Here is a 19,290-nt window from a genome sequence, read left to right as displayed (position 1 = left end):
AATCCAGGTGGCCCGGTTTCGTCGGGTCGCCATCGGCAATTCGGGCGCGCCGGCGAGGGACGCATGCGTGAAGGTGTGCAGTCGCCAACCTGTGCCAGGGGCTGTCGGCGCGACTTCTGCTTTCTTCACACACCATGCCCGGACTCACCGGACCATCGGTTCTGAGGATTCCGGGTCTTCTGACCGGGGGGATGAGAAGAATCGTGTACTTTCGCGTTCTCGGAGCACTTGCAGTGGAGACGGACGGCGGGACGCCGCGCACTCCGCAGGCGTTGAAGCTCCGGGCCCTGCTGGCGCTGTTGTGCCTGAACGACGGCCGCCCACTGTCCGCGCCGCAGCTCATCGACGCCCTCTGGTCGGGGACGCCGCCGCGCACCGCGTCCACCGCCCTGCAGGTGTACGTCTCCCGGCTCCGCAAGCATCTGGCGGGTGCGGGCTTCGACGTGTCCGGGCTGCTGACCAGGCCGCCCGGCTACATGATGGAACTCGCCCCGCTCACCCTGGACCTGCACAGCTTCGAATCGCTGTGCCTGCGTGCCGGGGAGCTGCGGGCGGTGGGCCGGCTGGAGGAGGCCTCGCTGCTGCTCTCCCAGGCACTCGGGTTGTGGACCGGCCCGGCGCTGGCGGACCTGTCCACGGTTCCGGCATTGCAGAGCCTGGGCCACCAGCTGGACGAGAAGCGGTCGGCCGCGCTGGAGGAGCGGGCCGAGACGGAACTGCTCCTGGGACGGCACAAGCCGCTGGTCGGCGAGCTCTACGGGTTGATCGACGAACAGCCGATGCGGGAGACCTTCCACGGTCTTCTCATGCTCGCGCTGTACCGCAGCGGCCGACCGGCCGAAGCCCTCATGATCTACAACCGCATCCGGCGCGTCCTCATCGACGAGATCGGCATCGAACCGGGGCCCAGGCTGAGGCAGTTGCAGCAGTCGGTCCTGGCACGGGACGCCGGCCTCGAAGAGCACACACTCGCCCATCTCGCCTGCTGAACGGGCTGACCGCATCCCTACGGCTCGTCCGGCCCCGCGACGCGCTCCGCCCGCGGGGCCGGACGAGCCGTACCGGCTCCCACCCCGGCGAGCCCCTGCCGCAGCGGCTTGCGGCCCCACTGGGGCCGGCCGAGGGTGATGAAGGCCTCCGCCCGCATCGCCGCGAGCCCGATCCGCGGCAGATCGCGGGTGTGCGGGAAGACCAGGAAGCGCGGCACCCACTCCGGCTGGAACTTCGCGTTGAACTTGTACAGCGACTCGATCTGGAACCAGCGCGAGAGCAGCACGAGCAGCCCTCGCCAGGCCCGCAACACCGGTCCCGCGCCGAGCCGTTCTCCCCGGGCCAGGGCTGAGCGGAACATCGCGAAGTTGAGCGAGACCCGGCGTATCCCGAGTGCGGGCGCCGCCTGGAGAACGGCGACGATCAGCAGCTCGTTGAGGCCGGGGTCGGCGGCGCGGTCCCGGCGCATCAGTTCCAGCGAGATTCCCTCGGGGCCCCAGGGTACGAAGTGCAGCACGGCGGCGAGGTCGTCGGCCTCCGGCTTCCCGCCCGCCTCGCCCGATCCGACGTCCGGGGAGTGGTGTGCGGTGACCACCACGCAGCCGGTGTCCTCCACGTCGCCGAAGCGGCCGAGAGCGGTGGAGAAACCTCGCTCGATGTCGGTGCCGCGCCAGCGGGCCGCTGCGGCCGCGATCCGCGCCCGCTCCGCGTCGTCGAGATCGCGGACCCGGCGGACCTTGCAGGAGTAGCCGTTGCGCTCGACGCGTTTGACCATCTGGCGCACATTGCGCATGACCCGCCCGCTCAGTGAGAAGTCGGCCGTGTGCACGACCGCTTCATCACCCAACTCCAGGGCGTCCAGTCCCGCTTCGCGCGTCCACACCTCGCCGCCGGTCTCGCCGCACCCGATCACGGCGGGCACCCAGGCGTGCCGCCTGGCCTCGTCCATGAACGCTTTGATCGCTCCGGGCCAGGCCTCGACGTCGCCGATGGGGTCGCCGGAGGCGAGCATCACACCGGACTCGACGCGGTAGGCGATGGCGGCCTTGCCGGTCGGCGAGAACAGCACGCTCTTGTCACGCCGCAGCGCGAAGTACCCCAGCGAGTCGCGCGCCCCGTGCCGTTCGAGCAGCTCACGTACCCGGGCCTCGTCGTCCGCGGAGAGCTCCGCCAGCGGTTTCTCGGGCCGCAGGAACAGGTAGGAGGTGGTCAGCAGGGTGATCAGACCGAGCGCGCCGAGTGAGTAGCCGACCAGGTCCGCGACCCGATCCGAGGTGTAGCGCACCGGCCCCTCGACTCCGACGAGTCCGTACGCGGTGTGCCGCAGCCGCTCCTCCAGTGAGGGCGAGCCGGCCTCGTAGTCCGGGTGCACATTGGTGATCAGCAGCCCCAGCACGAGGGAGACGCCGCCCACCGCGATGAAGCTCAGCAGCGTTCGCCAACGGGTACGCGGGTCGGACAGCGCGTAGAACTCCCGCCGGTACAGCAGCATCACCAGGAGCAGCGCGAACGACACCGCACCGGTGGCGGTGGTGTGCCACCGCAGGAGGTGCAGCAGCCCGCCCACCGGGAGCAGCACGACCACCGCCCGCCAGGCCCGCCGCTTGCGGCGGCGCAGCGCGTGCGCCAGCAGCACGAGCAGCACGCCGACCATCAGCGAGCCGACCGCGGTCACCGTGGTGGTGCCACCGGGCAGTTGACCGGCCAGCAGGCGCACCCGACTGTGGCGGAAGCCGGGGAAGACGGCGGCCGCGAGGTCGATCAGCCCGATCAGCAGGCAGGCGTACGCGGCGAGGGTGGGGACACGCGGCCGGGGCGCCGGGGTGGCCAGGTCGCGAAGGGTGTGCGCTGCCGGGCGACGACTCGTAGCCGGACCCGGGCGGGGAGGCGCTGGATTGTTCATAGAGCGCGAATCTAAAGCCGGATCAGAGGATTTCAGTCATCCTGAAGAATGAGATCCGGCGGGATTAAGGGGCGCTTTAGCGGAGTGAAATGCAAGTGGTGTGCATGTGGAGGTTTAGCGCCCGCGTCTAGCATTCTTCTCGCAGTGGAGTCAGGCGGAGCCGGGTTGTTCGGTCGGGATCGCGACGATGCGCTTTTCTTCCCGTTGCTTCCCGAATTTTTCGCGCGTCCTCCACATTCCGTCCTTGTATTCGGCGGGAATTCGCCGGCCGGTGCGCACCATGAGGAGTGTGAGAGAAGTGTCAGGGTCAGGATCCGGCGACATGCGCCTTCCCGTGTCAACGGCCCAGCGTGAGATGTGGCTGGCCGAACAGGTCGATCCGACCGCTCCACAGCAGCGCATCGGTGAATACCTGGAACTCCAGGGGGCCATCGACCGGTGGGTCTTCGAAAAGGCGGTGCGGCAGGCCGTCGCGGAGGCCGTCCCGATGCACGCCCTGTTCGTCGAGGAGGACGGTGAGCCCCGGCAGTGCGTGACCCCCTTCTCCGACTGGGAGTTCCCGGTCCTCGACGTCTGTGGCGAACCGGACCCCGCGGCCGCCGCGCGGGCCTGGATGCGGGCCGACCTGTCCCGCCGGATGGACCTTTCCCGAGGGCCGCTCTTCTCCTACGCGCTGTTCAGCCTGGGGCCGGATCGCAGCTTCTGGTACCTCAGCGCCCACCACGCGGTCGCGGACGGGCACACGGGCGCGCTGATCGCCCAACGGGTGTCCGAGCTCTACGCCGCCATGACCGCGGGACTCCCCCTGCCGGCCAGCCGGTACGGGGCCATCCGGGAGATGCTGGCGGACGACGCGGACTACCAGGCCTCCGGCCGGGGTGCGGCGGACCGGGCGTACTGGACGGCCCGGTTCGCGGACGGACCGGAAGTCGCCACCCTCGCCTCCCAACCGCCGGGCGGGCCCGCCGCGCAGGGACAGACCAGTCACACCGGCAGCCTCTCCGTAGCCGAGACCGAGCAGCTCAAGGCCGCCGCCCGCTCGGCCCGCACCCACTGGTCCGTGCTGGTGATCGCGGCCGCGGCCGCCCAGGTCCACCGGCTCTCCGGCGCGCAGGACGTCATCCTGAGTCTGCCGATGGCCGCCCGCACCGACGCCGCGGCGCGCACCACGCCGGGGATGTACTCCAACGTCCTGCCCCTGCGCGTCACGGTCCGCCCGGATCTCACGTTGCACGAGCTCGTCCGTGAAGTCGCCGGTGGATTCCGGGAGATGATCCGGCATCAGCGTCACCGGGGTGAGCGCCTGGGGCGCGACCTCGGCCTGCCGGACACGGGGCGCTACCGGACCGGTCCCATGGTCAACATCATGGCCTTCGACTACGACCTGCACTTCGCCGGTCGGCCCGCCACCGCCCACCACCTGACCCAGGGGATCGTCGAGGACCTGTCGTTCACGGCCTTCGACCGCGCGGACGGCCTGGGGCTGGGCATCGACCTGGTCGCCAACTCGGCCCGCTACGAAGCCGACGAGCTGGCCGCGCACCACGCGCGCTTCCTGCGCCTCCTGCGCGCCTTCAGCACGGACCGGGACATGCGGGTCGGCTCCGTCGATCTGCTCACCGAGGGCGAGCGGATCCGGTTGCTCACCGAGCTCGGCGGCCCCGAGCGCAAGTACCCGGAAGCCGGCCTCCCGGAGCTGTTCGCCCGGCAGGCCGAGGACACCCCGCACCTGCCGGCCGTGGTCTCGGCGGAGACCACGCTGACCTACCGGGAGCTGGATACCGCCTCGAACCGCCTCGCCCGGCTCCTCATCTCGCGGGGTGTCGGGCCCGAGCGGATCGTCGCCATCGCGTTGCCCCGCTCGGCCCTTCTCGCCGTTGCCGTCCTCGCCGTCCTCAAAGCGGGCGGCTGCTATCTCCCCGTTGATCCCGAATATCCCGCCGAGAGGCTGTCGTTCATGCTGAGCGACACCGTGCCCGCCGTCGTGCTGACGACTGTGGACACGGCCCGGCGGCTGCCGCACACGGACGCCCCCCGGTTGATCCTCGACGAGTCCGGCACCCTGGGCGAGCTGGATCAGTTGGTCGGCACGGAGATCGACGACGAGCAGCGGCTGGGCCGGCTCGACCCGGCACATCCCGTGTACGTCATCTACACCTCGGGCACCACCGGCCGGCCCAAGGGCGTGGTGATGTCCGGGCGGGCGATGGTCAACCTCCTGTCGTGGCACGACGAGGCCTTCCCCTCGGCCGCCGGGGCCAGGGTCGCCCAGTTCACCGCGCTCAGTTTCGACGTGTCCGTGCAGGAGATCCTGTCCGCGGTGCTGTTCGGCAAGACCCTGGTAGTGCCGACCGACGAGGTCCGGCGCGACCCCAAGCTGCTCGCCGCCTGGCTTGACGCGGAGTGCGTGAACGAGCTCTTCGCCCCCAACCTCGTCCTGGAGGCCCTGTGCGAGGCGGCCCTCGACCAGGGGTGGACCATCCCGTCGCTGCGGGTCCTGGCGCAGGGCGGTGAGGCGCTCACCCCGAGCCGCCAGGTACGCGAATTCGTGCGGGGCCGCGCCGGGCGTCGGCTGCACAATCACTACGGCCCGAGCGAGACCCACCTGGTGACGGCCCACACCCTGGCGGCGGACGTCGACGCGTGGCCGCCTGCCGCCCCGATCGGCCGGCCGATCCCCAACATCAGGGCGTACGTCCTGGACGCCGGCCTGCGCCTGGCCCCGGAGGGGGTGCGCGGAGAGCTGTACCTCGCCGGGGCCGGGGTGGCCCGGGGCTACCTGAACCGTCCCGGACTCACCGCCGTACGGTTCGTCGCCGACCCGTACGGGCCGCGGGGAAGCCGGATGTACCGGACCGGGGACGTGGTCCGCTGGCTGCCCGACGGGCAGCTGGAGTACCACGGCCGGTCCGACGACCAGATCAAGATCCGTGGATTCCGGATCGAGCCCGGCGAGATCAGGTCGGCCCTCGCCGCCTGCCCCGGTATCGTCCACGCCGAGGTGGTGGCCCGCGAGGTCAGGCCCGGGGACCGGCGGCTCGTCGGATACGTCGTACCGCAGACGCGGGGGTGCGACACGGCCGCGGTACGCGAGTTCGTCCGGGCGAGGTTGCCGGCCCACCTGGTGCCCTCGGCCGTCGTCGAGCTGGCGGAGCTTCCGCTCACGCCGAACGGAAAGCTGGACCGCCGGGCGCTGCCCGAGCCCCGGCTCACCGGCGGCGCACCGGCCCGCGAACCGGCCACCGAGCAGGAGCGGGTCCTGTGTGGCCTCTTCGCCCAGGTACTGGAGTTGCCCGCGGTCGGTGTCGACGAGAACTTCTTCGACCTCGGCGGGCACTCCCTCCTTGCCGCCCGCCTCGTCGCGCGGATCAGGGCCGCGCTCGGCACGCCGCTGGAAGTGCACGCGCTGTTCGAGTCCCCGAGCCCGGCCGGGCTCGCCCGGCGGATCGCAGACCCTTCGTCCGGCGCTGCGCCGCAGTCCCTGTTGCCGTTGCGCGCGGAGGGTTCCCGGTCTCCGCTGTTCTGCGTCCACCCGGCTGCCGGAATGGGCTGGCCGTACGCGGGGCTCCTGCCGCACCTCGGCCCCGACCAGCCCGTGTACGCGCTCCAGGCGCGGCGCGGGCCCGGGGAAACGCCGGGCTTCCCGGCCACCGTCGAGGACATGGCCGCCGACTACGTGGCACAGATCCGTGCGGTGCGCCCCGAGGGCCCCTACCGGATACTCGGCTGGTCCTTCGGCGGTCTGGTGGCCCACGCCATGGCCACCCTCCTGGAGCGCGAGGGCAAGGTGGTCGACCTGCTCGTGATGGTGGACTCCTATCCCGTGGACGACCGGCTCCGGGCCGACATGCCCAGGTTCAGCGAGGACGAGTTCGGCCGCTCCCTGCTCCAGTCGGTCGGCGACGACGATTTCCTCCTCGGGGACGACCGGGCCCGGGCCGCGCTCCGCGACGTCTACCGCAACGACCTCGACCTGATGGCCGGGTTCAGGCCCGGCAGGTTCCACGGCGGATTGCTGTTCTTCCGGGCCGCGGAGTCCGACCCCGGCGACCCGTACGAACCGGGCCGCAGCACCGCGGCGGTCTGGGCGGGCCACATCGGCGGCGCGGTCGAATCCCACGACGTGCCGGCCACCCACCACCGCATGATGCGGCCGTCGGCCCTGGCGGAGATCGGGCCGGTCCTCGCCGCGCGGCTGCGGTCCGCGGACGCGTAACGGCCCCGCCCCGAGGCGACGGCCCCACCAACCCCGGCGCACCCGCGCCCCGAGGACCAGGAGGTCCACCGCATGACAACCACTCCGACCCACCCCGAGCACACGGGCGTCGACGCCGCGCTGGCGGAGGTACGGTCACTGGCCCGCCGTGGCATCGAGGGCCGGACGGACCATCACGGCCCCCGGCTCCTGCGCAGGCTGTTGGAGGGCCGGCAGGGCGGCCCGTACGAGCACTTCGAGGTACGTCCGTCGGGACCGCTGATCGGCGCCGAGATCCACGGCATCGACCTGCGCACCCCGCTGAGCGACGAGGCGTTCGGCGAGCTGGACCGGGCCCTGCTCGAATGGAAGGTGCTGTTCTTCCGCGATCAGGACCTCACCGCCGAGCAGCAGCGGGCCTTCGCGTGCCGATGGGGCGCGATCGAGGGGCACCCGTTCCTGCCGGCGGGTACCGGAGAGGACGTCGTGCGACTGGAGAAGGGCAAGCAGAACCCCGGCTTCGAGAACGTCTGGCACTACGACTTCCCGTGGATCGAGCGCCCCCCGCTCGGCGCCGTCCTGCGCATGGTGGAACTGCCCGAAGGGGGCGGCGGAGACACCCTGTTCACGGATGCGGCCGCCGCGTACGACAACCTCCCGGACGAGGTGAAGGCGCGCATCGACGGGCTGAAGACGGTCAACGACTTCACCCCGTCGGCCAACTACCGTGAGCTGATGACCGACGAGCAGCGGGCGCACTTCCAGGGGGTCTACCCGCCGGTGGAACACCCGCTGGTGCGCACCCACCCGAAGACCGGGCGCAAGACACTGTTCCTGACGTCGATCTTCACCACCCACATCGCGGGCCTGCCGGCGGACGAGAGCGAGGAGCTGCTGGCCCACCTCTTCCGCCAGCTGGAGTACCCCGAATACCAGGTGCGCTTCCGCTGGGAGGCGAAGTCCATCGCCTTCTGGGACAACCGGGCCGTGCAGCACTACGCCACCTCGGACTACCACCCGAACCGCCGGGTCGTGGACCGGACCGCGATCGCCGGCGACCGGCCGTTCTGACCTGAGCACTCGGTCTGGCACGCCCCGCACCCGCCACTCACGTCATACGGAGGAACACCCATGCGTCTCAGCGAAGAACAGATCGCCCGATACCACGAGGACGGATTCCTCCTCGTGGAGTCCGTGCTGGACGACCGGGAGGTGGAACGGCTTCGAGCCGCGTTCCAGCGCGACTGCCGCGTTCACGGTCCGCAGGTGATCAGGGAGGAGTCCCGGGACGAGGTGCGCGCGGTGTACGCCTCGCACCACCGGCAGCCCGAGTACGCCGGGCTGATCCGGGACCCCCGGATGCTCGTGCCGGTGCGGCAGCTGCTCACGGACGACGTGTACGTGTACCAGCTCAAGATCAACGCCAAGCCGGCGTTCGGCGGCGAGAAGTGGTCCTGGCACCAGGACTACGTCGCCTGGCGCCTCGCCGACCGGCTGCCCGCCCCGCTCCAGGTCAACGTCGGTGTCTTCCTCGACGCCGTCGACGAGTTCAACGGCCCCGTGATCTTCGTGTCCGGATCGCACCGCTACGGCCCGGTGCGCGGCAGCCGCACGGCCGAGGCCAAGTCCGCCCAGCACCTGGACCCGGAGGACATCGCGCTGACTCCCGACCAGCTCTCCACCCTGGTCGCCGAGCGCGGCATGGTCAGCCCCAAGGGCCCGGCCGGCTCCCTCGTCTTCTTCTCGCCCGAGATCGTGCACGGCTCCGCACCCAACATGTCGCCCTTCCCACGCCGACTGCTCATCGCCACCTACAACGACACCGCCAACCTGCCGAGCTGGACCGGTGAGCCGCGCCCCGACTACGTCGTGTGCCGGGACACCGGGCCCCTGCGCATCCTCGACGCCCCCTTCCTCGACGCCCTCGAAGGGGTGTCGGCGTGATGCGCGGGAAGGCCGTCGTCCTGGAGGAGCTCGGCCGGCCGCTCGCGCTGCGGGAGTACGAGGTCCCGCCCGCCCCGGTCGGGGGGATGCTCGTCGCCTGCCGCCACGGCGGTATCTGCGGCACCGACCTCCATCTCCAGCAGGGCCATCTGCCGATCCCCACCCCGCTGGTCCTCGGCCACGAAGGCCTCGGCACCGTCCACGAGCTCGGTCCGGGCGCCCCCGGACACGATGCCACGGGAACCGCACTGCAAACCGGCGACACCGTGATGTGGGCGTCCTCGATCGCCTGCGGCTCCTGCGTCCCGTGCCGGCTGCACCGTGAGCCGACCCTGTGCGAGAACCGCCGCACCTACGGGGTCAACCGCTCCACCACCGACGGTCCCGAGCTCTCGGGCGCCTGGGCCGAGTTCATCGTGCTGCAGGCCGGCACCACCGTCGTGAAGCTGGACGACGGCATCGACCCGCTGGCCGCCATGTCCCTGGCCTGCGCGGGGCCGACCGTGGTGCACGCCCTCCTCGAGCGCAGGCCGGTGCGCCTCGGCGAGACGGTCGTGGTCCAGGGCAGTGGTCCGGTGGGCCTCGCGGCCGCCGCGTTCGCCCGGCTTGCCGGGGCTGCCAAGGTCATTCTGGTGGGCGGTCCCGACAGCCGACTGGCCCTCGCTGCCGCCGCCGGCATCGGCGACGTGCACCTCGACATCACCGCGCCCGGCGACGCCGAGGCCGTCCTGGACCGGGTCCGCGCGGAAACCGGAGGAACCGGGGCCGACCTCGTGATCGAGTGTGCGGGCGTGCCCGGGGCGGTCGCGCAGGGCCTCACCCTCGCCCGCCGGGGCGGCTCCTACCTGGTCATCGGCCAGTACACGGACGCAGGCGACACCCTGTTCAACCCGCACCAGATCGTGTACCGGCAGCTCGATGTCGTCGGATCCTGGGCGTTCACCGGCGCGCACCTCGTCGAGTACGTACGCCTGCTGCCCGCCCTCACGGCCCGCTTCGACCTGGGCAGCCTGGTGTCGTCCTACCCGCTGCACGACCACGGGACCGCGCTCGCGGCCGTGGCGGACGGTTCGGTGATGAAGGCGGTCCTCACGAACCCGTAGGTGTGTGCGAGGTGGTAAGCGTGCGGAGCCGCCGGACCCCGTCCGGCGGCTCCGCACGCATGTCGGCGGCCGGGCACGCCCTAGTGGGGGGTCGCCGTCGGGACGGCGTCGGCCTTCTCGGCCTCGGTGCCGTCGGACCCCGTACCGCCGTTCTGCTGCCTGGCGTTGATGAGGAGGAAGGCGACGGCCGCGGCCGCGGCGAGGATGCCGACAGCCCACCAGATCGCGGTGGCGTAGCCGTGTACGGCCGCCGCGTTGGCCAGCTTGGCCGGGTCGGCGCCGGAACGGGCCTTCTCGGCGAGCCAGTTGGTGGTGGCACCGGCCGCGATGGTGTTCAGCAGGGCGGTGCCGATGGAGCCGCCGACCTGCTGGGAGGTGCTGACCATGGCGGAGGCCACGCCGGCGTCCTGCGGCTGCACGCTGCGGGTGGCCAGGCTCATGGCGGGCATGAACGCCGTGCCCATGCCGAGGCCGAGGAGCACCTGTGCGGGCAGAATCAGGCCGACGTACGAACTGTCGACCTTGATCTGGGTGAGCAGCGCGATGCCGAGGGCCGAGGTCAGGAAGCCCGGACCCATCAGGAGCCGGGGCGGCAGGCGGGTCATCAGCCGGGTGCCGATCTGCGTCGACCCGGTCACCATGCCGACGATCATGGGCAGGAAGGCGAATCCGGTGCGGACCGGCGTGTAGCCCTTCACGACCTGCAGGTAGTAGGTCAGGAACAGGAAGAGCCCGAACATGCCGATGACGGCCAGCCCCAGGGAGAGGTAGATGCCGCCCCGGTTGCGTTCGGTCACCACCCGCAGCGGCAGCAGGGGGGCCGGGGCCTTGCTCTCGACCAGGACGAACACGCCGAGCAGGACCACCGAGGTGATGAAGAGCGCGACGGTGACGGGGGCGGTCCAGCCGTCGGACTCGGCACGGGTGAACCCGTACACCAGCGACAGCAGGCCGGTGGTGGCGAGAATGACACCGGGGAGGTCCAGCCGGGCGCTGTTGCGGGCGCCCGCCGGCTCGCGCACGACGGTGACGGCGCCGAACACGGCCGCGATGGCGAACGGGATGTTGACGAACAGCGCCCAGCGCCAGTTCAGGTACTCGGTCAGCGCACCGCCCATGATCAGGCCGACGGCCCCGCCGGCACCGGAGATCGCGCCGTAGATCCCGAATGCCTTTGCCCGCTCCCTGGGTTCGGTGAAGGTGACCGCGAGCAGCGAGAGCGCGGCCGGGGCGAGCAGTGCGCCGAACACGCCCTGCAGGGCGCGGGCGGCGAGCAGCATCCCGGGGCTGACCGCGAGGCCGCCCAGCGCGGATGCGCCCGCGAAGCCGAGCAGGCCGACGATGAACGCGCGTCTGCGGCCGGTGAGGTCGGCGATGCGGCCACCGAAGAGCAGTAGGCTGCCGAACGCCAGCGAGTAGGCGGTGATCACCCATTGCCGGTTGCCGTCGGAGATGCCGAGGTCGTGCTGGGCCGAGGGCAGGGCGATGTTCACGATGGTCGTGTCGAGCACGACCATCAACTGGGCGATGCCGATGAATAACAGCGCTTTCCAGCGCTGTGGGTCCGACGGGGCGGTTGCGGGCATGACGCCTCTCAGTTGACCGGGCGGCAGGGGTGGGCGGAGCTGCTCAGGGTGCCTGTTCCAGCGAGGGCAGCAGGGTGGGCAGCAGTTCGGCGACTACGTCGACTGCAGCGCGCCACGCTTCATCGCTGCCGGGTCCGCCCGTGGCGGTCCGGGCGAGGATGCCCTCGCGGGAGGCGAGCAGGAACATGGCGAGGCTCTGCGCGTCGACGCTCGTGCCGTTGCGCTCCAGCAGGCGGGCGAGGGCCCCGGTGACGGCCTTGTCGTGTTCGTGGAGCCGTGCGCTGAGCTCCGGGCTGCGGGCCGCATCGAGCCGGAACTCCAGGAAGAGCAGGATCCATCCCCGTTCGTCGGGGTCGACCGCCAGGAGCAGTTCCCCGATCCGTCGGGCCGCCCCCGGAGCCGGATGGTGCAGCAGGCCCTCCAACTGGTCGAGCCGGTGCGCGGAGTGGTGGTCGAACAGTGCGAGGACGAGGTCCTGCTTGCTCTCGAAACTGGAGTAGAAGGCCCCCCGGGTGTACCCGGCCGCCGCGCACACGTCCTCGATGGTGGTCTTCGCGTACCCCCGCGCGACCAGCACCTGCCCGGCGGCGTCGAGCAGCCGGGCGCGGGTGTGAGCACGCCGGCGGGGCGGCCGGCCGGAATCGGTGGAAGCAGTCTTCGATGGAGCCACGCGGGAACGATACATCATGTATTTAATACGCTGCGTATCAAACTGCCGTATCGCCGACCGGAGTTGGCGGCGGGGTCGCCACCCCGGCGGATGCGGCCAAACCCCTGGCGTGGTGCGCAGAAAAAGTGATATCACTTTGACAGCTGGATCGGAAACACTCGCTGGAGGAGCTGGTCTCATGGCCACACCGCGTTCTGCCGTCGACGTCGAAGGCGGCCCCGTCCTCGACCTTCCGGCCCCCAAGATCACCGAGCGGGTCATCACCGGTGCCGCGGGGCTGCCGGTGCTCGGAGGGACGCTGCTCGGTCTGCTCGCGGGGGTCGGGGCGACCATCGCCGGCGGTCTCCAAGTGGCCGGCGGGTCCAAGGCGCTGGGGATCACCCTGCTGACCGTCGGGCCGCTGGCCGTCCTGGGCGCGCTGCTGCTGCTGTGCGGGCTGACCGTGGTCTCGCCCGGCCAGGCGCGGGTGGTCCAGCTGCTCGGCCGCTACCGCGGCACCATCCGCGCCGAGGGCCTGACCTGGCTGAACCCGTTCACCAGCCGCCGCCGGATCTCCACCCGGATCCGCAACCACGAGACCGAGACCAACAAGGTCAACGACGCGGACGGCAACCCGATCGAGATGGCCGCCGTGGTGGTCTGGCAGGTCGAGGACACCGCCAAGGCCGTGTTCGAGGTGGACGACTACAGCGACTTCGTCGCCATCCAGACCGAGACCGCCGTCCGGCACATCGCCAGCAGCTACCCGTACGACGCCCACCGCGAGGGCCAGTTGTCGCTGCGCGACGGCGCGGAGGAGATCAGCCGGATGCTCTCCGCCGAGATCGCGGCCCGGGTCGTCTCGGCCGGGGTGCGGGTCGTCGAGTCCCGGATCACCCGGCTCGCCTACGCGCCCGAGGTCGCCCAGGTGATGCTCCAGCGCCAGCAGGCCGGGGCCGTGGTCGCGGCACGGCGGCTGATCGTCGAGGGCGCCGTCGGTATGGTCGAGGAGGCGTTGGACCGGCTCGCCGAGCGCGACGTCGTCGAACTGGACGAGGAGCGCAAGGCCGCCATGGTGAGCAACCTCCTGGTGGTGCTCTGCGGCGACCGGGGCACCCAGCCCGTCGTGAACACGGGCTCCCTCTACCAGTAAGGCGCGGCGTTGGCGACGGAGCGGAAGAAGATCCTGCTGCGACTGGACCCGGCGGTCCACGACGCACTGGCCCGGTGGGCCGCGGACGAGCTGCGCAGTGCCAACGCGCAGATCGAGTTCCTCCTTCGCCGTGCCCTCAGCGACGCGGGCCGGATGCCCGGCGACGCGGCCCGTCTTCCCCGGCGCGGCCGACCGCCCAAGGAGAACCCGGAGGCCGGCGGTTCCGACGCCGGATGAACGGGCCCATCCACCGTCCATCTGCTTGGAGTCCATCGTGGACCTGCCCATCACCCTGCCGGAGAAGCTCTACCTGCTCGCCTACAACCCCGAGCGCGAGCGGCTCACCGCAACCGCCAGGCTCGACCTGGTGCTGCGGGCCGCCGCGCTCGCCGAACTCCTGCGGCGCACGCTGATCCGCGACGACGGCCGGCACCCGGCCGCCGTCGACGGAGCGTCGGCCGACGGCCTCGACCCGCTCTCCGCCGCGATGCTGGAGCAGATCCGGCAGGGCCGGCGGCGCAGCTGGCAGGGCTGGGTCGGCCGCCGCCAGGGCCCGGCGGCCCGCGCCGCGCGGGTGGTCCGGGACGGGCTGGCGGCGTCCGGGCGGATCCGGCTCGAACAGCGCCGCGCGCTCGGACTGTTCCCGTGCACCCGGGTCGTCCTGCCGGAGCAGCGGCTGCGCAAGTCCCTTGTCGCGTCGGTGAGTTCGGCGCTGAAGGCGCCGCTCAGCCGGGTCGACCCGGCGGACGCCGCGCTGGTCGCGCTGGTCGACGCCGCCCGGCTCGGAGCCGTCCTGACGTGGCGCCAGAGCCGCGAGTTCCGCACCCGGATCGACAAGCTGGCCCCCGCCGCGGGCCCCGTCCCGCGCGCCCTGCGCCGGGCCATCAGCACCCGCAACGCCGACGCCGCGGTGGTCTGACCCAGCCGGTGTGATCCGAACGAGAGGCCCGGTCGCCGACATGGCGGCCGGGCTTCCCGCGTTCCGGGCCCGCGCCCGTGCCCATCCACCGATCGGTTGATCCACCCTCCACCGCGCCCGCCCGCAGCTCTGACCGTCCGGTCGATCCGCGGCCGGGGCCCCGCGCGGGAAGCTCGTCGCAGGCCGGCAGAACCGGCCGGACCAGCGGGGACGAGCGGGAGGGAGCGGCGCGATGGCCGTGATCGAGGTGGCGGGGCTGCGCAAGGCCTACGGGCGGCGCCAGGTGCTGGAGGGGGTCTCCTTCGGCGTGGAGCGCGGCGAGGTGTTCGGCCTGCTGGGGCCGAACGGCGCGGGCAAGACGACCGCCGTGGAGTGCTGCGAGGGCCTGCGCCGGGCCGACGCGGGGACGGTCCGCGTCCTCGGCCTGGACCCGGTGAAGGACGCCCACCGGCTGCGGCCGAGGATCGGCATCCAGCTCCAGCAGGCCCAGCTGCAGGGCGCGCTGCGGGTCGGCGAGGCGCTGGAACTGTACGCCGCGCTCTACCCGAACCCCCGGGACTGGCGCGAGCTGCTCGACGAGTGGGGGCTCGCCGACCAGCGCCGGACCCCCTTCGACAAGCTCTCCGGCGGCCAGCGCCAGCGGCTGCTCATCGCCCTCGCGCTGATCGGCAACCCCGAGGTGGCCTTCCTGGACGAGCTGACCACCGCGCTCGACCCGCAGGGCCGCCGGGACACCTGGGAGCTGGTCCGGCGGATCCGCGACGAGGGCGTGACGGTGGTCCTGGTCTCGCACTTCATGGACGAGGTCGAGGCGCTCTGCGACCGGGCCGCCGTCCTCGACGGCGGACGGATCGTCGCCACCGGCACCCCCGCGGAGCTGATCGCCCGCTCCGGCACCGGCGGCACGCTCGGCTTCCGCCCCAGTGGGCCGCTGGACACCGCCCGGCTGGCGGCCCTGCCGGGGGTCACCGGGGTCGAGGAGCGGGACGGCCGGGTCGAGGTCTCCGGCGTCGGGGACTTCGCCGACGAGGTCACCGGCCTGCTCGCCCGCGAGGGGATCGTCGTCACCGGGCTGCGGATCCGCGAGCACAGCCTGGACGACGCCTACCTCGCCCTGACCCGCCACGACACCTGAGCCGTCACGCCCTCTGAGCCGTCACGCCCCCTGACCCGCCACGACTCCTGAGCCGCCATCACCACGCCCGAGGGGACCACCACCGTGAACCACACCGCCCACCACACCGCCCACGCCGTCCGCCGCCTGGCCGTCGCCGAGGCCCGCCTGTTCCTCCGCGACCCGCTGACTGCCTTGTTCAGCCTCGCCTTCCCCGTCGTGCTGTTCCTCGTCCTCGGCTCCGTCCCGGCCCTGCGCAAGACCTCGCCCGACATGCACGGCATGAGCACCATCCAGCTGTACGCGCCGATCCTGGCCGTCTTCACCCTGCTGCTGCTCGGCCTCAACGGCCTGCCCTCGCTGCTCGCCACCTACCGCGAACGCGGCGTGCTGCGCCGGATGTCCGCCAGCCCCGTCCGCCCGTCGCTGCTGTTCGGCGCGCTGCTGCCGCTGTACCTGGGCGTCGCCGTCGTCTCGGTGCTGCTGGTGGTGGCGGCCGGACCGCTGCTCGGGGTGTCGCTGCCGCGCCGGCCGCTGGGGTTCCTGCTGGCCTTCCTGCTGGCCGCCGCCGCGCTGCTGTCGGTCGGCCTGCTGCTCGCCGCGGTCGTCCCGTCCGCCAAGGCCGGCAACGCGGTCGGCGCGCTGGCCTTCTTCCCGATGATGTTCTTCTCCGGGATCTGGCTGCCGCGCGAGTTCTCGCCGGCCCTGCTCAACCGGATCGGCGACTTCACCCCCAGCGGCGCCGCCGTCCAGACCCTGCAGGACGCCTGGTCCGGGCGCTTCCCGCACGCCGTGGGCCTGCTCACACTCGCGGCGTACGCGGTGCTCGCGGGGGCCGTGGCTGCCAGGCTGTTCCGGTGGGAATGATCATGCGGCCACCGGCCGACGAGAGCGCGCTCGGCGACTGGTTGGACCGGTTGGACCGGCTGATCGGCCCGTTCTGCTTCGTCGCCCTGCTGCTCGCCACCGCTCTGGCCCTGCTGGTCCCCGTCCCGACCGCGCGCTCCGCGGCCGCCACCCTCCCGGTGGCGGCCGCCGCCTTCCTGTGGCTGGTCCTGCGCTCGGTGCTCGACCGCACGCCGGGGCCGGACGGCCGCGCCCGGTACGCCGGCGCCCACTTCGCCGTCCTGCTGGCGCTGACCACCGTGCTGGTGCTGGACAACCCGATCTTCGGCTTCTTCGCCTTCACCGGCTACCTGCACGCCGCCCAGTACCTGTGGGGCCGGGTCCGGATGGCGGGCGCGGCCGCGGCCACCGTTCCCACCTCGCTCTCCCAGGTCGGCGGGGCCCTGCCCGACAGCCCGGCGGAGTTCGGCGGACTGCTGACCGTCGTCGCCTTCAACCTGATGGTGGTCGGGTTGCTGTTCGCGCTCCGCGAGGTCGCCGACCGGCTGAGCGCCCGCCGCAAGGCCGCCAACGCCGAACTCGCCGAGGCCAACCGGCTGCTCACCGAGACCCTCGCCGAGAACGCCGGACTGCATGCCCAACTCCTCGTCCAGGCCCGGGAGGCCGGGGCCGCGGACGAGCGCCGCCGGCTCGCCCGGGAGATCCACGACACCGTCGCCCAGGGCCTGGCCGGGATCGTCACCCAGCTCCAGGCCGCCGACCAGACCCGTGCCCAGGACGCCGCGGCCGCCGAGCGGCACCAGGTGAACGCGGCGGCCCTCGCCCGGGAGAGCCTGACCCAGGCCCGCCGGGCCGTCCACGCGCTGCGCCCGATCGAGCTGGAGCGGGCCGCGCTGCCGGAGGCGCTGGCGGAGCTGGTCGAGCAGTGGCGGGAGCGCAACGGCGCCGCCGCCGGGCTGACCGTCACCGGCGAGGCCCGCCCGCTGCACCCCGAGGTCGAGGTGACCCTGCTGCGGATCGCCCAGGAGTCGCTGGCCAACGCCGCCAAGTACGCGCGGGCCTCCCGGGTCGGCGTCACCCTCTCGTACATGCCCGACCTGGTCACCCTGGACGTCCGGGACGACGGCGTCGGCTTCGACCCGGCCGCCGAGCCCGCCTCCCGGGCCACCGGCGGCGGCTACGGCCTGGACGTGATGCGCCGCCGCGTGCAGCGCCTGGCCGGGCGGCTCGACCTGGAGACCGAACCGGGCGCCGGCACGACCGTGTCCGCGACCCTGCCGGCGATCAGCATGGAGGAGTAGAACCGTGAGCGACGCGACGACGATCAGACTGCTGTTGGTGGACGACCACCCGGTGGTCCGGGACGGGCTGCGCGGGATGTTCACCGCCGCCCCCGGCTTCGAGGTGGTCGGCGAGGCCGGGGACGGCGCCGAGGCACTGGTCCTGGTCGCCGCGCTGCGCCCGGACGTGGTGCTGATGGACCTGCGGATGCCGCGGATGGACGGCGTCACCGCGATCCGCGAGATGGCCGAACGCGGCCTGCCCGGGCGGGTCCTGGTGCTCACCACCTACGACACCGACGCCGACGTGCTGCCCGCCGTCCGGGCCGGCGCCACCGGCTACCTGCTCAAGGACGCGGCCCGGGAGGAACTGTTCCACGCCGTCCGGGAGGCCGCCCGCGGCGCCTCGGTGATCGCGCCGACCGTCGCCGCCAAGCTGCTCGGCCAGGTCCGCGCGCCCGTGCGGGAGCCGCTCAGCCCGCGCGAGCTGGAGGTGCTGGAACTGGTCGCCTCCGGGGCCACCAACCGGGAGGCCGCGGCCCGGCTGTTCATCAGCGAGGCCACCGTGAAGACCCACCTGATCCACGTCTACGCCAAGCTCGACGTCAAGGACCGCGCCTCCGCCGTCGCCGCCGCCTACAACCTGGGGCTGCTCACCCCGACCGGCCGGTCGTAAGCTGGCCGGATGCTCGAACCCGCCCTGCTGCCGACCCCGCTGGTGGACTGCACCGACGAGGTGTTCGCGCGGGCCGGGGTTGAGCTGAGGCTCAAACGGGACGACCTGCTGCACCCGAGCGTCCCGGGCAACAAGTGGCGCAAGCTCGCGCCCAACCTGGCGGCCGCCGTCGCCCAGGGCCACACCCGGCTGCTGACCTTCGGCGGGGCGTACTCCACCCACCTGCGGGCGGTCGCGGCCGCCGCCGGGGCGCTCGGCCTGGAGAGCGTCGGGCTGGTCCGCGGCGAGGAACTGGCCGACCGGCCGCGCAACTGGTCGCTGCGGGCGGCCGAACGGGCCGGGATGCGGCTGGAGTTCCTGACCCGCGCCGAGTACCGGGAGGCCACCGGCCGCGCCGACGCCGGTCCCACGGCCGGTCCGCAGGGGCGCTGGGGCCCCTGCCTGGTGCTCCCGGAGGGCGGTTCCAACGCGCTGGCGGTGACCGGCGCGGCGGCGATCCCGGCCGAACTGCCCGACCTGGGCGGGCACGACGTGGTCTGCTGCCCGGTCGGCACCGGCGGCACCCTGGCGGGCATCGCGGCCGGCCTGCCGCCGGGCGCGCGGGCGCTCGGCGTGGCCGTGCTGCGCGGCGGCGAGGGCTACCTGGAGGGCGAGGTCACCCGGCTCCACCGGGCCGCCCTCGGCCGGGAGTTCGACAACTGGCGGATCGACCACGCGCACCACGGCGGCGGCTACGGCAAGGTCCCGGCCGAACTGGCCGCCTTCGCCGAGCGGTTCGAAGCCCGCCACGGCATCCCGCTGGAACGCCGCTACGTGGCCAAACTGCTGGCCGCGCTGACCGGCCTGGCCGCCGCCGGAGCCTTCCCCCGCGGCACCCGGCTCACCGCCGTCGTCACCGGCCTGCCCGACCCGGAGTAGACTCGGCGCCCGAG

The 19,290-nt window shown here is 72.5% G+C and carries 17 protein-coding genes; 13 read left to right on the top strand and 4 right to left on the bottom strand.

Going from position 1 to position 19,290, the window contains the following annotated elements; translation table 11 throughout:
* The first annotated feature begins 233 nt into the window (after positions 1-233).
* Entirely contained in the window at positions 234-989 is a 756-nt protein-coding gene (locus AB0O82_RS25730) for an AfsR/SARP family transcriptional regulator (RefSeq protein WP_363586319.1), read from the top strand.
* Positions 990-1,006: 17 nt separating this feature from the next.
* On the opposite strand, the gene AB0O82_RS25725 is transcribed toward AB0O82_RS25730, so the two are convergent.
* Both AB0O82_RS25725 and AB0O82_RS25720 read right to left on the bottom strand, forming a co-directional pair.
* Complete coding sequence (locus tag AB0O82_RS25725; protein WP_363586318.1) at positions 1,007-2,893, bottom strand: phosphatidylglycerol lysyltransferase domain-containing protein; 1,887 nt, start codon at positions 2,891-2,893, stop codon at positions 1,007-1,009.
* A gap of 150 nt (positions 2,894-3,043) precedes the next feature.
* The gene (locus tag AB0O82_RS25720; protein ID WP_363586317.1) at positions 3,044-3,175 is read right to left on the bottom strand and encodes a hypothetical protein; all 132 of its coding nucleotides are present in this window, start codon (positions 3,173-3,175) and stop codon (positions 3,044-3,046) included.
* 40 nt (positions 3,176-3,215) lie between these two features.
* Here AB0O82_RS25720 and AB0O82_RS25715 point away from each other — a divergent pair, with 40 nt between their 5' ends.
* The 4 genes from AB0O82_RS25715 to AB0O82_RS25700 all read left to right on the top strand — a co-directional run bounded on the left by AB0O82_RS25715 (position 3,216) and on the right by AB0O82_RS25700 (position 10,135).
* Complete coding sequence (locus tag AB0O82_RS25715) at positions 3,216-7,109, top strand: amino acid adenylation domain-containing protein (RefSeq protein WP_363586316.1); 3,894 nt, start codon at positions 3,216-3,218, stop codon at positions 7,107-7,109.
* Between the two features lie 72 nt (positions 7,110-7,181).
* Entirely contained in the window at positions 7,182-8,159 is a 978-nt protein-coding gene (locus AB0O82_RS25710; protein WP_363586315.1) for a TauD/TfdA family dioxygenase, read from the top strand.
* 60 nt (positions 8,160-8,219) lie between these two features.
* Positions 8,220-9,032 carry a phytanoyl-CoA dioxygenase family protein gene (locus AB0O82_RS25705; protein ID WP_363586314.1) on the top strand — a complete coding sequence of 271 codons (813 nt, stop codon included), beginning with the start codon at positions 8,220-8,222 and terminating at the stop codon, positions 9,030-9,032.
* Positions 9,032-10,135 carry a zinc-binding dehydrogenase gene (locus AB0O82_RS25700; RefSeq protein WP_363586313.1) on the top strand — a complete coding sequence of 368 codons (1,104 nt, stop codon included), beginning with the start codon at positions 9,032-9,034 and terminating at the stop codon, positions 10,133-10,135. The genes AB0O82_RS25705 and AB0O82_RS25700 overlap by 1 nt, the downstream gene beginning before the upstream one ends.
* A gap of 80 nt (positions 10,136-10,215) precedes the next feature.
* On the opposite strand, the gene AB0O82_RS25695 is transcribed toward AB0O82_RS25700, so the two are convergent.
* Both AB0O82_RS25695 and AB0O82_RS25690 read right to left on the bottom strand, forming a co-directional pair.
* Positions 10,216-11,721, bottom strand: a complete 1,506-nt coding sequence (locus AB0O82_RS25695; RefSeq protein WP_363586312.1) for an MFS transporter — start codon at positions 11,719-11,721, stop codon at positions 10,216-10,218.
* A 43-nt stretch (positions 11,722-11,764) separates the two neighbouring features.
* On the bottom strand, positions 11,765-12,391 hold the full coding sequence (locus AB0O82_RS25690; protein ID WP_363586311.1) for a TetR/AcrR family transcriptional regulator: 627 nt from the start codon (positions 12,389-12,391) through the stop codon (positions 11,765-11,767).
* Between the two features lie 178 nt (positions 12,392-12,569).
* On the opposite strand from AB0O82_RS25690, the gene AB0O82_RS25685 reads away from it, so the two are divergent.
* From AB0O82_RS25685 to AB0O82_RS25650, 8 genes are all read left to right on the top strand, one after another.
* Entirely contained in the window at positions 12,570-13,523 is a 954-nt protein-coding gene (locus tag AB0O82_RS25685) for an SPFH domain-containing protein (protein WP_363586310.1), read from the top strand.
* Between the two features lie 9 nt (positions 13,524-13,532).
* Positions 13,533-13,760 (top strand): hypothetical protein, encoded by a 228-nt coding sequence (locus AB0O82_RS25680; RefSeq protein WP_363586309.1) that lies wholly within the window; start codon positions 13,533-13,535, stop codon positions 13,758-13,760.
* 37 nt (positions 13,761-13,797) lie between these two features.
* On the top strand, positions 13,798-14,442 hold the full coding sequence (locus tag AB0O82_RS25675; protein WP_363586308.1) for a GPP34 family phosphoprotein: 645 nt from the start codon (positions 13,798-13,800) through the stop codon (positions 14,440-14,442).
* Between the two features lie 232 nt (positions 14,443-14,674).
* Positions 14,675-15,577, top strand: a complete 903-nt coding sequence (locus AB0O82_RS25670; RefSeq protein WP_363586307.1) for an ABC transporter ATP-binding protein — start codon at positions 14,675-14,677, stop codon at positions 15,575-15,577.
* Positions 15,578-15,661: 84 nt separating this feature from the next.
* Positions 15,662-16,423 (top strand): ABC transporter permease, encoded by a 762-nt coding sequence (locus tag AB0O82_RS25665; protein ID WP_363586306.1) that lies wholly within the window; start codon positions 15,662-15,664, stop codon positions 16,421-16,423.
* Positions 16,420-17,703: a sensor histidine kinase gene (locus AB0O82_RS25660; protein ID WP_363586347.1), complete on the top strand. Its 1,284-nt coding sequence runs from the start codon at positions 16,420-16,422 to the stop codon at positions 17,701-17,703. Before AB0O82_RS25665 ends, AB0O82_RS25660 begins: the two co-directional genes overlap by 4 nt.
* Positions 17,704-17,707: 4 nt before the next feature.
* On the top strand, positions 17,708-18,358 hold the full coding sequence (locus AB0O82_RS25655; RefSeq protein ID WP_363586305.1) for a response regulator transcription factor: 651 nt from the start codon (positions 17,708-17,710) through the stop codon (positions 18,356-18,358).
* A gap of 9 nt (positions 18,359-18,367) precedes the next feature.
* Positions 18,368-19,276 (top strand): pyridoxal-phosphate dependent enzyme, encoded by a 909-nt coding sequence (locus AB0O82_RS25650; RefSeq protein ID WP_363586304.1) that lies wholly within the window; start codon positions 18,368-18,370, stop codon positions 19,274-19,276.
* Positions 19,277-19,290 lie beyond the last annotated feature (14 nt).

It is taken from the genome of Kitasatospora sp. NPDC088264 (assembly GCF_040685715.1).
Taxonomy (GTDB): Bacteria; Actinomycetota; Actinomycetes; order Streptomycetales; family Streptomycetaceae; genus Kitasatospora.
Note: the sequence above shows the minus strand (reverse complement) of the source record. Positions and strands in the feature narration are given on the sequence as shown.